Origin of the sequence: Nonomuraea turkmeniaca, from assembly GCF_005889735.1 — a bacterium.
GTDB lineage: Bacteria > Actinomycetota > Actinomycetes > Streptosporangiales > Streptosporangiaceae > Nonomuraea > Nonomuraea turkmeniaca.
In genome coordinates this window covers 1-14,501 of the sequence record NZ_VCKY01000259.1, presented here as the reverse complement: position 1 = coordinate 14,501, position 14,501 = coordinate 1, and the positions used below count along the sequence as shown (strand labels likewise).

General features: G+C 66.9%; 15 protein-coding genes and 1 pseudogene. 13 read left to right on the top strand and 3 right to left on the bottom strand.

The genetic code is table 11. From position 1 onward, the window contains the following. The 7 genes from ETD86_RS56095 to ETD86_RS56085 form a co-directional block, all read left to right on the top strand. Positions 1-635: tetratricopeptide repeat protein (locus ETD86_RS56095; protein ID WP_170223624.1), on the top strand; the 635-nt coding region annotated here is incomplete at its 5' end. 156 nt (positions 636-791) lie between these two features. Next, a complete protein-coding gene (locus ETD86_RS45470; protein ID WP_138672841.1) occupies positions 792-1,463 on the top strand; it encodes a recombinase family protein in 672 nt (223 codons plus the stop codon). Between the two features lie 123 nt (positions 1,464-1,586). After that, positions 1,587-4,466: an AfsR/SARP family transcriptional regulator gene (locus ETD86_RS45465; protein ID WP_138672840.1), complete on the top strand. Its 2,880-nt coding sequence runs from the start codon at positions 1,587-1,589 to the stop codon at positions 4,464-4,466. A gap of 183 nt (positions 4,467-4,649) precedes the next feature. Continuing rightward, complete coding sequence (locus ETD86_RS56090; RefSeq protein ID WP_170223623.1) at positions 4,650-4,808, top strand: hypothetical protein; 159 nt, start codon at positions 4,650-4,652, stop codon at positions 4,806-4,808. A 333-nt stretch (positions 4,809-5,141) separates the two neighbouring features. Continuing rightward, positions 5,142-6,296 carry a HesA/MoeB/ThiF family protein gene (locus tag ETD86_RS45460; RefSeq protein ID WP_138672839.1) on the top strand — a complete coding sequence of 385 codons (1,155 nt, stop codon included), beginning with the start codon at positions 5,142-5,144 and terminating at the stop codon, positions 6,294-6,296. Next, positions 6,262-7,452, top strand: a complete 1,191-nt coding sequence (locus ETD86_RS45455; RefSeq protein ID WP_138672838.1) for a PqqD family protein — start codon at positions 6,262-6,264, stop codon at positions 7,450-7,452. The genes ETD86_RS45460 and ETD86_RS45455 overlap by 35 nt, the downstream gene beginning before the upstream one ends. Before the next feature lie 169 nt (positions 7,453-7,621). Continuing rightward, entirely contained in the window at positions 7,622-7,789 is a 168-nt protein-coding gene (locus ETD86_RS56085) for a hypothetical protein (protein ID WP_170223622.1), read from the top strand. Between the two features lie 24 nt (positions 7,790-7,813). On the opposite strand, the gene ETD86_RS56080 is transcribed toward ETD86_RS56085, so the two are convergent. From ETD86_RS56080 to ETD86_RS56075, 3 genes and pseudogenes are all read right to left on the bottom strand, one after another. Beyond that, positions 7,814-8,263, bottom strand: coding sequence for a hypothetical protein (locus tag ETD86_RS56080; RefSeq protein WP_170223621.1), 450 nt, complete (start codon positions 8,261-8,263; stop codon positions 7,814-7,816). Positions 8,264-8,621: 358 nt separating this feature from the next. Continuing rightward, positions 8,622-8,710: pseudogene (locus tag ETD86_RS59790) on the bottom strand (response regulator transcription factor); the annotation flags it as partial. A 67-nt stretch (positions 8,711-8,777) separates the two neighbouring features. Further along, positions 8,778-8,939: a hypothetical protein gene (locus ETD86_RS56075; protein ID WP_170223620.1), complete on the bottom strand. Its 162-nt coding sequence runs from the start codon at positions 8,937-8,939 to the stop codon at positions 8,778-8,780. A 37-nt stretch (positions 8,940-8,976) separates the two neighbouring features. On the opposite strand from ETD86_RS56075, the gene ETD86_RS45445 reads away from it, so the two are divergent. From ETD86_RS45445 to ETD86_RS45420, 6 genes are all read left to right on the top strand, one after another. Further along, entirely contained in the window at positions 8,977-10,167 is a 1,191-nt protein-coding gene (locus ETD86_RS45445) for a S41 family peptidase (protein WP_170223619.1), read from the top strand. A gap of 332 nt (positions 10,168-10,499) precedes the next feature. Beyond that, positions 10,500-10,667, top strand: coding sequence for an NAD-dependent epimerase/dehydratase family protein (locus ETD86_RS45440; RefSeq protein WP_246149284.1), 168 nt, complete (start codon positions 10,500-10,502; stop codon positions 10,665-10,667). Between the two features lie 23 nt (positions 10,668-10,690). Then, entirely contained in the window at positions 10,691-11,815 is a 1,125-nt protein-coding gene (locus tag ETD86_RS45435; protein ID WP_138672836.1) for an SDR family NAD(P)-dependent oxidoreductase, read from the top strand. Then, positions 11,796-12,053 carry an acyl carrier protein gene (locus ETD86_RS45430; RefSeq protein WP_170223618.1) on the top strand — a complete coding sequence of 86 codons (258 nt, stop codon included), beginning with the start codon at positions 11,796-11,798 and terminating at the stop codon, positions 12,051-12,053. The genes ETD86_RS45435 and ETD86_RS45430 overlap by 20 nt, the downstream gene beginning before the upstream one ends. Then, on the top strand, positions 12,054-13,007 hold the full coding sequence (locus tag ETD86_RS45425) for a spirocyclase AveC family protein (RefSeq protein ID WP_138672834.1): 954 nt from the start codon (positions 12,054-12,056) through the stop codon (positions 13,005-13,007). It begins immediately after the preceding gene. A 233-nt stretch (positions 13,008-13,240) separates the two neighbouring features. Beyond that, on the top strand, positions 13,241-14,501 hold a 1,261-nt coding region (locus ETD86_RS45420; protein ID WP_138672833.1), incomplete at its 3' end, for an NAD(P)/FAD-dependent oxidoreductase.

Below are 14,501 nucleotides of genomic sequence, written 5' to 3'. Positions count from 1 at the left end.
CCGCCACCGGTCCACCCGAAGACCTGATCAGCGTGCACCGGCTCATCCAGGCCGTCACCCTGAACCGGCTCGCTCCCGACCAGCGCGACCACGTCCGCGCCATCGCCGCGGACCTGCTCCTGGCCGCGCTTCCCCGCGATCCGGACACGATCGGCACCTGGCCCGCCTACCGAGCGCTCCTGCCTCACGCCCGCAACGTGCTGCCGCCGCATTCACCCGGCCTGCATCTCCTGGTCGACTACCTCGGTGCCAGCGGCGACTACACCACCGCCGTCCAGCTCCAACAACACATCCACTGCCACGCGATGGCAACGCTCGGCGCTGAACACCCCGCCACACTGAGCACACGGCGCAACCTCGCCTACTGGACGGGGTGGGCGGGGGACGCGGCCGCCGCCCGCGACCAACTCGCCGCCCTGCCCCCCATCTGTGAACGTGTCCTGGGTGCCGAGCACACCACCCTGATCGTCCGGCACAACCTCGCCCACCACACCGGGGCAGGCAGGGGACGCGGCCACCGCCGCGACCAACTCGCCGCCCTGCTCCCCGTCCGCGAACGTGTCCTGGGCGCCGAGCACCCCTCACACCCTCACCACCCGGCGCGACCTCGCGCACTGGACGGAGAAGGCAGATGACGAGAGGGCGAGCGGTGGTTGATCTCTTCATTTAGCGATCGTTTTTTGAAGATCGCTGTGGATGCCAGAAGACGGCCTGATATCCCTTCAAAAAGTCCTTCAACAACATCGGCAGTTCAACAACCTCGTGAGCCCGTTTGTTGAGAGACTGAAAGGGTGAGCACGTCCTTAGAACTGCTTCCCGACCCGCTCGCAGCCTTCCCCGCCCACCGCAGCGAGATCCGCATCGGCTACGCCCGTGTGTCTACCGCCAGCCAGAATCTCCAGCGTCAACTCGACGCCCTCACCGCTGCCGGATGCCGGCGCATCTTCGCCGACAAGGGATCCGGCAAGAATGCCGACCGCCCCGAGCTGAAGGCCTGCCACGTCTTCCTCGCCGCCGGTGACACCCTCGTCGTGCCCGAGCTGGCCCGCTACGGCCGCTCCCTGCACGACCTCATCACCATGGTCGCCGACCTGCGCAAACGCGAGATCGGCTTCGCCAGCCTGCACGAACGCCTGGACACTACCACCCCCGGCGGCCGTCTGGTCTTCCACGTCTTCGCCGCGCTGGCCGAGTTCATCCGCGAACTCATCGTCGCCGGAACCCGCGAAGGCCTCGCCGCCGCCCGGGCCCGCGGCCGCGTCGGCGGCCGCCCCACCGTCGTCGACGCCGATCTGCTCCGCGCCGCCCGCGACCTGCTACCCAACCCTGAGCACTCGATCACCTCGATCGCCAAACTTCTCGGCGTCAGCGTCGGCACTCTCTACAACCACATCCCCGATCTTCAAGAACTACGCGCGGCCGGGCCGGTCGCAGTGACGACGAAGGCGAGGATCACCTCGTGACCGACTCAACCGGCTGGACGCCACCCTCACACGCCTGGCGCGGCGCAGACGTCTGGGAGCTCGCTAAAGGGCCTCGGCGGCGCTGCCGCTGTTCGGCGGGCAAAAGGTGAGGAGCGGGAGAGCATGGAGATCCGCGTTCTCGGACCTGTTGAGGTCCGTCGAGACGGGGCAGTGGTACGGCTTGGCGGTTCGAAGCATCGTGCGCTGCTCGCGCTCCTGGTGCTCAACGCCAACCGGGTCGTCTCCCTCGATCGGGTGATTGCGGCGTTGTGGGGCGAGGACGTGCCGGCAACGGTCACCAATCAGGTCCAGCAAGCCGTCTCCAAGCTCCGCCGAGTGCTGGGCAAGGATGCCACGGGAGCGTCTCCTCTCGTGCATCGCTCTGCAGGTTATGTCCTGCGGTTGGACGAGTGGGGGAGCGATCTCGCCCTCTTCGAGCGCTTCGCGCAGTGCGGACGTGCCGCGCTCGCCGATGGCCGGCCGGCCGACGCTGCTCGCGACCTCGGCGCCGCGCTCGACCTGTGGCGGGGTCCGGCACTTGGCGATACGACCGGCTCGCTGATCCTCCTCGAACGGCCACGGCTCGAAGAGCGACGACTCGCCGTTCTGCACGACAGGATCGACGCCGATCTCGCGCTAGGCCATCATGCTGAGCTGGTTGGTGAGCTGACGGCCCTGGTGGCCGAACATCCGATCCGCGAGTCATTGCGCGAACGACTCATGCTCGCGCTGTATCGATCCGGTCGCCAGGCCGAAGCGCTGGAGGAGTACCAGCGGCTGTACCACCTCCTCGACGAGGAGCTGGGAATCCAGCCCTGCTCGAGCGTGCAACAGCTACATCAGCAGATGCTCACCAGCGCGCCTAATCTGCACGTCAGGCCAGTATCGGGCTCACCGGCGACACCGGATCCGCCCAGCGAGCACGCGCGGTGGGAGGAGCCGATCGTGCCGCGTCACCTTCCGGCAGGCACCCGCGACTTCATCGGCCGACAGGAGCAGGTCAAGCTGCTCGATGGCCTGCTACCCGATGGCGAGAGCCCCGCTCCACCGGCCGTGGTGATCTCGCCTGTTTCCGGCACGGCCGGCATCGGCAAGACCGCGCTGGCGGTGCACTGGGCGCACCGCGTCGCGGACCGGTTCCCCGACGGTCAGCTGTACGTGAACCTGAGGGGCTTCGACCCATCCGGTCATGCGCTGACACCAGCCGAGGCGCTGCGCCGGTGTTTCGACGCGCTTGGGGTGTCACCGCAGCGCATCCCCGTCGACATAGACGCCCAGGCAGGGCTCTACCGCAGCCTGCTGGCCGGCAAACGCATGCTCGTCCTGTTGGACAACGCCCGCGACGAGCAACAGGTACGCCCCCTACTCCCGGCCTCTCCGGGCTGCTTCGCCCTGATCACCAGCCGCAATCACCTCTCTGGCCTGATCGCGACCGAGGCGGCCCAGCCGATCAATCTCGGCCTACTCACCGATGCCGAAGCACGCGAGCTACTCGCTCGCCGGCTCGGCCACGACCGAGTCGCCGCCGAGCCTCAGGCCGTCGACACCATCATCTCCCGCTGCGCGCGGCTCCCCCTGGCGCTGGCAGTGATGGCCGCCCGCGCCGCCACTCAACCCGACTTCCCGCTTCATACGCTGGCCGATCAACTGCTCGACGCCAAGACCGCCCTGGACGCCTTCGCGGGCGCAGATCCCGCCACCGACCTCAGAGCGGTGTTCGCGGTTTCCTACGCCAGGCTCTCTGCGGACGCGGCCCGGCTCTTCCGACTGCTGGGACTGCATCCCAGCCCGGACATCTCCGAAACCGCCGCCGCCAGCCTGGCCGGCATTCCTGTCGCCCAGGCCCGGCCCCTGCTTGCCACCCTCACCGCCGCGCAGTTGCTCATCGAGCATCGTCCCGGCCGTTTCACCTTTCACGACCTGCTCCGTGCCTACGCCGGCGAACTCGTCCACCAGCAGGAGACCAGCGCCGAATCTCACGCGGCTCTGCGCCGCGTACTCGACCACTACGTTCACACCGGCCACCAGGCAGCGGTGCTGATCAATCCGGCACGCCGCACGATCACGCTCGACGACCATGTTCAGGGGGTCACGGTTCACGAGCTCACCGACCATCAGCAGGCGCAGACCTGGTTCTCCGACGAACGTTCCGTGCTTCTCGCGGCCATCGAACGGGCAGTGGCCGAGCGAACCGACACCGCGGCGTGGCGGATCGCCTGGACTCTCGAGAACTTTCTCGACGGGCAGGCTCAGTGGGGCGACTTCGCCGACACTCAGAGCGTCGCTCTCGCCGCGGCCAAGCGGCTGGGCAACAGCTTTCAACAGCTTCTGTCACACCTGGCCCTGGGGTGTGCCTTCTGTAGCCTCGGCCGGTACGCCGACGCGCACACCCATGCCGGACAGGCTCTGGAACTCGCCGCGGACCTCGCCGACGAGGCGGGGCAGGCAGAGGCGCATCACACACTCGCCTGGATCTACGGGCAGGGCGGCGACTTCGACGAGGCCGTCCATCACATGCGGCTCGCCCTCGACCTGTATCGCGCCGCGGACGTGCCGCACGGGCAAGCCGACACACTCAACGGGCTCGCACGGCTGTACGTCGAGCTCGGCGAATGCGGCCAGGCCCTCCGATGCTGCCGACAAGCGCTGGATCTGTTCCAGCAGATCGGCGACCTCCAGGGACAGGGGGAAACCTGGGACAGCCTTGGCTACGCCCATTACCGCCGCGGCCACCACGACGAAGCCATCACGTGTTACCGCCAAGCCCTCGCGCTCCTCCGCATCGGGCGAGATCGCACAACGGAAGCCGAGACGCTGGTCCACCTCGGCGACGCCTATGCCGCCATGCACAGCGACGAGCCGGCACGACAGGCCTGGCACGACGCGCTGACCATACTCGACGAACTTAGCCACCCCGACGCCGAACACGTTCGAGCGAAGCTCCACGACAGCCGTCAGTTCTCGCTGCTTGTGCCGCAGCCACATCCGTGGACGCATGACTGACGAGTCGGCGGCGCTCCAGCGCCCGGCCACTTCGCCGATTCGGCGGATCCATTCGTGCCGATCGGCAGGTCGCAGCCGGCCAAAGCCGATGCATAAGCGGAGCGATAACCCCCTCGACCGACACTGATTCCACCGGACGCGATCGAAGGTCCGGTGAGGTCGAACACGGTGAAGGGACCCGACATGCAGGTTCAAGGGGCGGTGGTGACGGCTGCGCTGCTCGGCACTGAAGTGTGGGAACGGCGGGTCGCCATCCGCGAGGTCCACCTGGAGCCGGCGGCGTGCCGTCATGCGCCGAATGCGCACAACGGCCCGACACGATCCCCGTTCGGGGACGGCTGAACCGCCTTCTTCGCTCAGTCCGTTCGCCTGGCCGTGAAGGCCCGGTACCCGCAGTACGCGAAAGGGGGTGAGCACGGTGGAGATCATCGAGATCAGGACGCTGGAGCGAGTCGAGACGACCTGTGCGTGCCACGAAGACGTCGCTTGACGGTTCCGCGAACCCGACCTGCGACGACGGCGACCACGCGAGACGAGTGGAAGGAGGACACACATGGAGATCATCGAGATCCGCACGCTGGATCGGGTTGAGACGACCGCGGGCTGCGGCCGGTGCGAGAGCTGACCCGCCATCCCGGATAACCACGTGACCGCGACCAGATTCGGAGGCATCCCTTGCAGCGCCCGCGCATCAAATCCGAACACCGACCACATCGGTTGAGTGATCATCGTATTCGTATCGGCGGAACGGTCTATGGCATAGCGGCCGAGATCGTCGATCCGAAGGGGTGGATCTGGGCGCTGCTGGAGTGTCTCGACGGAACGCGGACGGTGGACCAGGTGGTGCGCCATCTGGTCCACCGTATTCCGGCTCTGACGCCGCAACAGGTTCTGAGCGGAATCGACCAGTTCATGGCCGCCGGATATCTCGAGGATGCCGGAGAGTCCGCGCCGGCTGAGCTGTCGGCTCAGGACCGGGAGCGGTACAGCCGGAGCCGGGCCTATTTTCAATGGATCGACCTCACCCCACGCGAGACCAGTTGGCATGCGCAGCGCTCTCTTCGCCGGGCGAGCGTCGTCGTCGTGGGGATGGGCGGAACGGGAGGCAGCGCGGCGCTGGCCCTCGCGATGTCGGGGGTCGGCCGGCTCCACTGCGTCGACCCAGACATCGTGGAGCTGTCCAATCTCAATCGTCAGGTGCTCTACACCGAGAACGACATCGGCCGGCCCAAGGTGGAGGCCGCCGTCGAGAAGCTCCGTACGCACAACTCGACGGTCCACCTCACGGCTGACCGCCGGGAGCTCTTCAGCGAGAAGGAATTGGCCGACTGTGTCCGGGGCCACGACCTCCTCGTGCTCTGCGCCGACCGGCCGCCCGAGATTCGCACGTGGGCGAACCGGGTCAGTACGCGATCCGGGCTCCGGTGGGTCCATGGCGGCTACCACGGTCCGCGCGTCACCGTGGGAATCTTCTGGCCGGGCAGCGGGCCTTGCTATGAATGCCTGCAGCTCAATGAAATCGAACAGCGGGAGCCCTCGACAGGTGAATGGACGGGGCCGGCGTCGTCTCCGGAGATCCACGCCGCGAACGCCGTGACCGCCGGCATGTCGGGAACCCTGGTCGCTCATGCGGTGATGAGCCTGATCACGGGCGCGCCCGCGTTGCCGCTCAACAGCATCCTGGGAGTCAATCTGGTGGCGCCCGACGGCCACTTTGTCATCACGGGCGACAGCCCTCGGAAGGACTGTCCTACATGTGGGGAAGCCAATGATGTCCAGTGCGGTCCGAGCTCGGTTGCATCCGCTGACGTGGCGGCAGGAAGGCGATGAGTGGATAGTCGGGCGCGTCGAGACCGGCACCTTTGTCGCTCTCCCTCCGGTCGGCTTACGCTTCATCGAGCTCGTCAACGAGGGACACACCATCACCGACGTCAAGAAGAGGCTGCTCGCGGAATTCGGGAAGGAGTTCGACACCGACGGCTTCCTCGGAAGCCTGCGGCAATTGGGCTTTGTGGACGAGGTGGACGGGGATCGCGTCATCACGGAAACGCCCAAGTGCACCTTCGCGAGGGTCCGGCCTCATCACGTTCGCTGGCTCATGCATCCGGCGACCGGATGGGCGACGGCACTGGTCATCGCCGCGTCATCGTTGGTCCTCGCGTTCAACCGCGAATTGATCCCCCGCGCGACGGACATGATGTGGACCGACCGCGGGAGCATCTTCCTTCTCAGCCAGGCGATCGTCGCATGGGGATCCATTTTCCCGCACGAGCTCGCCCATCTCTTCACGGCCAGGGCGGTGGGCGTACCGGGCCGCATGCATTTCAGTACGCGACTCCAGTTCCTCTGCGCGCAGACGGACGTGAGCAGCATCTGGTCAGCGCCCCGCGCGACCCGTATGGTCGTCTACCTGTCCGGCATGGCCGTCAACGCCGTCATCGCCTCGATCGGCGTCTGGATCCTGTGCCTGCCCGAAACCCACGCACTGCACAGATTCGGTGCGTTGATCTTCCTCACCCAGGTGGTCCTGCTGGCGAATCAGTTCTTGTTCTTCATGCGTACCGACATCTACTTCGCCGTACAGGATCTCGCCGGTTGCCGGAATCTCTATCGGGACGCCTCTCTTTACTGCGGCTACCTTGTCCGGAGAATCGCCGGGCGCGCAGAGGACGATCCGACTCGCCGATTGCCCGCGCGAGAGCGGCGAATCGTCCGTGGCTACGCGGTCTTTTTCGTTCCGTCGAGTGTGATCTGCGTGTCGTTGTTCCTGCTGATCACGCTGCCGGTCATCGTGCAGCTGCTGACGGGGGCGCTTGGCCAGATCGCCGCGATGGAGTCCGTGACCGGCGTTGTGGACGGGGCGATCGTGCTCGCCATCCTCGTGACGGGGGAGCTCATCTGGGCACGCGCCTGGTGGCGGCGCCATCACGCGCGCGTCATCAGCATCGTTGCCCGACTCGGCTCGCGTCTGCGGCGGTATGGGTGACCCGGCAGGGCTCAGGAGCCGATCTTGGAATCTTTACGAAGCAGTTGCATGAGGATCTTCGCTTCCGCGGAGCCGAGCGTGCCCTCGCACGGAAGCTGGCCAAACGACTGGAAATACTGGTCGGCACGCTCAGGGATCTCGGTCGAGGTATGGGCCCTTCCCAAGGACGATGTGCCCGACACCGCCGCTCGCCAAGGTCTTCGCGACCGACCGGGAAGTGGCCGTGATGAAAGCATGCTTCGCCGAGATCGGCGGGGTGCTTACGGTCAATAGGGTGCCGAGCGAGGGGACGATCATCAGCGGGATCGTCCCACCCAAGGCTTTCCACCGCTTCTGACCAGCGCTATTAGCCGTTTCCGGCTTACTTGGTCTGCCCCCTTTGGAGGTTGCCGGCGTGCTGGTGGGCCTTGCCGGAGTACCAGGCGTCGATGGACTCGCCCTTGACGCTGACGGTCTGCTCGGCGCAGCGATCGATCGGGATCAGAGCGCCGTCCAGGATCACATACGGCAGTCCCTCGGCTTGAGCGCGGTCCAGAGCTTCGGAAAGATCTGGGGCTTGAACTGCGAGAATCTCGATTCCCTCGTGGATGTAGCGGTAGGCGGTGGCCCGGAAGACGCGATGATCGCGGCCGAGCTTGGGGATGTCGTTCTCGCCGCGGAACCAGCACAGCACCATGACCGCCTGCCGGAACGGGTCAAGGCCCGGCTGCTCCTTGGGCGTCCTACGCAGCCGGCGCCCTGCCCGCAGCAACCCCGCGACGTACTGAACCAGTGCACGAGAGACGTCGAGCGTGGCACGATGAGCAATCACGTGGAGCCTACACTGCCACCGGCCTGACCACCACGAAGACCCCGGCCCGGAAACCGACGACGAAGAAATCCGCGAACACCACGTCCTCGACGCACAGGTTAAAGATCAAGCTAAGAGTCACCCAAGATAACCGCACCGCTGGGCCTCACTCCCACTGTTGGGGTCGACACCACCCGGCCCGTCGATTACGCCCGGTTGGCCGCGCAGGTCGACTCTCACGGGAAGCCGCACGACGACCCGAGGCCCGCCTCATGATCAGTAGTCTCTCAATTCCGCGCTATCGCCAGGCTTGAGATCTTGAGGTTCAACGACGGGCTCTCATACGGGGGTGGAGTGCTGGGCTTCAGTATGAGCAAGCCACCATGTCGACGGCCATGGCATGGCGGCGCAACCCCACCGCCACGAGATCGGCCAGGTCGCGTTCGTCTCGGCCACCAGAATCCGCATCCGACGTTCATACCTGAACCGGGGTTTCAATGGCGTAACGGATCCGTTCACGACCGTGTAACCCACTTCAGGCCACGCTGGCGGCCATGATCAGAGCCCTCTGCGCCGCTGTCCTAGTGACCGCCTGCTCCATGCCCGCACCCGCGTCCGCGCTTGCATCGGCCCCGACGCCCCAGCCGAAGCCGGCGTCCCCATCGGTCACCACCCCAGGCGGGGGCTGCACCGCCATCACGGCGCCACCGCCGCCATCGGCACCGCCGACATCGGTGAACACGCTCCGGCAGGCGTACTACTGCGTGCTGGACAACTATTACAGCGGCCCGGTCATGGATCCGAAGGCGCTGCTGAAGAGCGCCTTCGCCGCCTATACCCAGAACCTCATGCGGCGCGGCGCCGACCGAGCCGGCCTTCAGCTGCCCGCCCTGGCCGGGAACCGCGACACCGACTGGGCCGCCTTCGCGAAAGTCCTCGGCGCCGACGACCCCGCCGCCCTGCGCGCCGCGATCACCGGCATGGTCGCCGGACTGCAGGACAACCACGCCCGCTGGGTCAGGCCGACCCCGCCGTCGGAGGGCGGGCCAACCGGAACGGGCATCGTGGGCGTGTCGGCCCAGCAGGGATCGCAGCTCGACCCCGCGGCCCGGCCGCCGATGTTCATCACCCGCGTCCTGCCCGGCAGCCCCGCCGCCAAGGCCGACATCAGAGCCGGTGACATCGTCGTCAAGGTCAATGGCGTGCCGGCGTTCGTCGGGGACACCGTGAATCAGGGCATCCTCGACGCCTTCACCTCCGGCACGGTACGGCTCACGCTCAGGCGTCCCACGACGGGACGGACTCGCATCGTCGAGCTCAGAGAGGGCCCTATCACGCGGCAGCCTGCGGCGGTGACGTCAAAGAAGCTCGCCGACGGCGTCAGCTACGTCCAGTTGCCCGGATTCTGCGAAGGCGCCGCCGACCAGGTCATCGCCAAGCTGCGGGACAAACCGAAGGCGGTGGTCCTCGATCTGCGCGGCAACGGCGGAGGATCACCTCGCGAGGTGACGCGGCTGCTCGGTGCATTCGCACACGGCAAGGTCACCAGCTACTTCTGCCCCCTCAAAGGCGACTGCGTGCCCAACCGGACCGACGACAGCGTCCCACTGCTCGGCTCGCGCCTGATCGTCCTCACCGACCGCGGATGCGCCTCGGCCTGTGAGGACTTCAGCGCGGCGGTCAAGGGCAACGGCCTGGGCACCCTCATCGGGACCCGCACCGCTGGGGCTGTATCCGGCCCCGGCGAGGCATACCTCCTCCACGACGGCAGCGTCCTGCTCTTGCCCAGAGTCAGGCATCTCGGGCCCGCCCGCGAAATCATCGACACGATCGGCGTGCCGGTCGACCACGACGCCCCCATGACCGCGCTCGACCTGGCCACCGGGCGCGACCCGGGCGTGGCCAAGGCGCTGGCGCTTCTTTGACGCGCTTGCCGCGGCGGCCGGGCTGGCCGCCCCTGTCACCATCGCCGACACCCAGCGCGCCGCCATGGCCGATTCAGGCCGACCGGTTCTACGGCCACGGTGGATTTGTGGTCCTGCCGGAGTGGGCCGACATCCTGGACCGGCATTTCCGGCGGCCTCTGCCTCGGGGCGGTCTTGGGCGGTCGTTGCCCGGAGACGGCCGGGAGATCGAGGAAGGCGGGCCGGCGCGCGGCCTGCCCGCCTTCCTCGCACCCTCCGAACATCGCCCATCAGTTCGCCACGACGCCTGCCTCGCGTCGCGCAATGGCGACCTGTCCGAAGCATCGGAAGGAATGTCACCTCGATACATCCTGGTGACCGGAAGCGTCGGCTTCATTGGTGCCCATTTGTGCCGTCGTCTCCTCATGCGTGGCGACCATGTCACCGCTGTGGACAGTCTTGTTAGAGGTGACCTGCCGGCGCTTAACGGGCTACGGGCCGTGCGCTGCATCGGAACCTGAGGAGAGCTCGTCGACCACAGCGGATGAATAGGCCCCTGCTGAGCTATTTCGCCTCACCCGACTGCACCACGGCCTTGGCTCTGCCACAACTCATCACCGACCAGGGACGGACGACGATGGCCCCTTACGTGTCCAAGGAACCGGATGACTGGAGCTTTGAGAAGCTGGGGCACCGGGGCAAACTTCTCACACCGAACGCCAGGAGCAGCAGCCGGCTCATCATCGAGATTGACGGCCGGTGTCCCACTCGGCTACGCCAACGCGAGTGCGAGTTCGTCTATTACGAGCTTCCGACACCGGTCAAGACCGACGGCAGCTACCTGGTCACCGGCGGGTTGGGAGGCCTGGGACTGCTCACTGTGGGGCGGCTCGCCGAGCGCGGCGCCCGCTGTATCGTCCTGTGCGGCCGTACCCATCCCTCCGATTCCACTGCCGAGAAGCTGCAGGACCTGCGGACGAGGACGGGTGCCGACATCCACGTGGTGCTCGGCGACATCGCCGACCCCACCACCGTGCAGCGGGCGTTGACCGCGAGCGCCGAGGACGGCGCTACCTTGCGCGGCATCGTGCACGCCGCCGGCGTCATCGAAGACGCCACGCTTGCCAACGTCGATGACGAGCTGCTGGCGCGTGTGTGGCGCGGCAAGGCCGACGGCGCTTGGACCTTGCATCAGGCGACCCTCGACCACGACCTGGACTTCTTCGTCGTCTACTCCTCCCTGGCTTCCCTGATCGGTTCCCCGGGCCAAGGTGCCTACGCCGCGGCCAACGCCTACCTCGACGCCCTCGTCGGCTACCGTCTCAGCCAGGGACTGCCTGCCACTGGCATCCACTGGGGCGCCTGGAGCCAGGTCGGCCGGGGCCGGCACCTTGCCCAGCGCGGCTTCCTCATGATCTCCCCTGATGACGGCTTGGACGCCCTGGAACGCATCCTCGCCGAAGGGCACTCCCAACTCGCCTACTCACCCATCGAGATCGTCACCGGCGTCCGGAATGCTGGTAAGTGTGTGAGTCAGCAGGGGTGGAGTCGCGCACCGCCGGATAGGGGGCTGTCCATTGGGCGAGGTCTGTCTCCTGTCCGCGAGCAGCTGGTCACGTCACGCGGCCAAGCCCAAACGACATCGCCTCTTGACCGAGTTCATCATTGACCAAGTCCGAGATTTGCTCGGTGGCACCACCCGTCACATCGGCCCGAACACCAGCCTGGTCCTCCTCGGAGTGGACTCCCTTGCCGCCGTCCAACTCCAGCAACGCCTCCAGCGCGCGGTGAAGATCGACATCAAACCGGGCGTCATTTGGACCAAACCCACCCCCGCCGCTCTCACGAACTGGCTCTTGGAGCACATGACCGGCGGCCTGACGGGGCAGCCTGAGGCGGAGAGCTAAATGAGCGTCCACGCGAAGACGCGCCCTGCATCACGGTCGCAACAGGCTCCATGGTGGGCCACCCCGGTAACCGCCTGGGCGGTGGTGGGCGCGACCTTCCTGCTGTCCGGGACCTGGGTCATGACACGATGGGCGCTCGCCGACATCCCCCACACTCTGCCGCGTGTCACAGCAGAGGTGAGCGCAGCGCGGCAGATCCTGCTATGGGGTTCGCTGGCCCTCGCTGTCGTACCGTTCTGCGGTCTGGTCGTCTGGCTTGTCCGGCAATGCCGCAAGGAACCTGCCCTCACCCTCGACGCCATGCTCTTCCTCGCCTACACCTCTGCCTTCTGGCTGGGACCGATCGGCGAGTACGAGCACTGGACGGCGCACCGCAGCCGGTTCCTCCCCGGCGTCACGAGCTGGGGCCCATACATACCCGGATGGCACAGTCAGACGCCTGAGCGGCAGATCGACCTCTGGTTCACCGGACTGTTCGGCTACTCCCTCGGCATGATGATGGTCCTCATCATGGCAGCGCTGATGCGCGGACTGTTCCTGCGCAAGTGGCCTGGACTTCACGGGCCGAAATTCGTCCTCGCGGCCCTGCTCTGCGGGCTCCTGACCGACTTCCTCTCGGAAACGCCGTTCATCCTCGCCGGCAACTATGCCTACGTGGCTGCCGTTCCTGAGCTCACGATCATGGCGGGCCACTGGTACCAAATACCCCTCTACGAGTACGCCCTCGTGGGCATCTTCTGGGTCGGCATACCGTGCATCATCCGCTTCCACGGCGGCGCCCCCATCCTCAACGGCAGCGGCAGGCTGCCCCACCGCCTGAAGACACCTGTCCAAGCCATGGCAGTGATCGGCATGGTCAACGTCTGCGTCCTGTGCTGGCTGGGCAGCTTCGCGATCATCAACCTCATCGCCGACCCCGCGTACGTGCCGGACATCCCTCTGCATCTGCGGTGACCACCCGGCACCTACGGGTTCGGCGGAGCTCACGGAAAGGATCCCCGAATGGCCAACGGTCGCACACGCAACTCACGGGCTGTGATGCTCTGCGGCGTCATCCGCGCGCTCCTCAGCACAGCGGTCCCGAAGGCCCGCTTCGGCGCCGTCACCCTCGCCGGCAGCACCAGCCCTCTCCTTGATCATAACGAGACAGGACCGCGCGCCCACGGGTTGGCGTGATGCGAGCTGTCGTGCTGGGCGGCAGCATCGCCGGCCTCCTCGCCGCTCAAGCGCTCGCCCATCGAGGCGACGAGGTGATCGTGATCGAGCGAGACAGGCTGCCGGTCGGACCGGAGAGCCGGCCCGGAGTCCCGCAGGCAGCGCACGTCCACGGGCTGGTAAGCCGCGGGCAGCAGGAGATCGAGAGGCTACTTCCCGGGTTCGCCGCCGAACTCGTGCAGGCAGGCGCCCCGGTTGTGGACTTCGCCGCCGATGTGGCGATCTGCAACCCGTTCGGATGGAGCGTCCGGTTCCCGTCGCGGTTGAAGGCCTACGGGGCCAGCAGGAGTCTGCTCGAGTCCTTGATCAGACGGCGCGTGCTGGCTCATCCGAGCGTGGAACTCCGGTCGCAGCAGTTCGCCGAAGGGCTCACCGGCGTCGCCGGGCTCGTCACCGGAGTGCGAGTGCGGGGTACCGGCGGCGCCAGGCTCTCGCCGATCATGGCGGATCTGGTCATCGACGCCACCGGCCGCGGATCGCGCGCCGGCCACTGGCTGCGTGAGCTCGGCTACCCCGCCTTACCTGAGGTGGTGATCGACATCCAGCTGGGCTATGCCAGCCGCTGTATGCGTATCCCCGCTGGGCATCGCGCCGACTGGCAGGCCTGCTACATCCAGCCCGGCGCGCCGCACCGGCCCCGAGGAGCCATGCTGATGCCCATCGAAGACGATCGCTGGCTCGTCACCCTCATCGGCATCGGAGCCGACCGGCCGAGCCGGCGCAAGAACGACTTCCTAGCCTTCGCGCGCAGCCTCGCCAGCCCCATCGTCGCCGACGCCATCGCCAACGCCACACCCACCAGCCCGGTGTATCTCAGCCGTTCCACCAGCAGCCGCCGCAGATACATCGAACACGCCACCGCACAGCCCGCCAACTTCGTTCTGGTCGGCGACGCCGTCTGCTGTTTCAACCCCATCTATGCCCAAGGCATGAGCACCGCCGCAGCCGCTGCGACGCTCCTTGGCGAGTACCGCGAGACCTACAGCAGCCGCAGGGACTTCGCGGCTTGCTTCCACCGCGGCCTGGCAAAGGTGAACAACTGGGCCTGGCTTCTGGCCACCACCTCGGACCTGAAATGGCCAGGGGCCCGCGGGCCACGCCCCACCTCCCTGCAGCGTTCCGTCGATCGCTACACCGACCTCGTCCTGTCCAGCGCCACCCGCGATCACAAGACCCAGCAAGCACTCTTGGACGTCCTCCACCTCCTTCGGTCCCCCACATCCCTGATGGCCC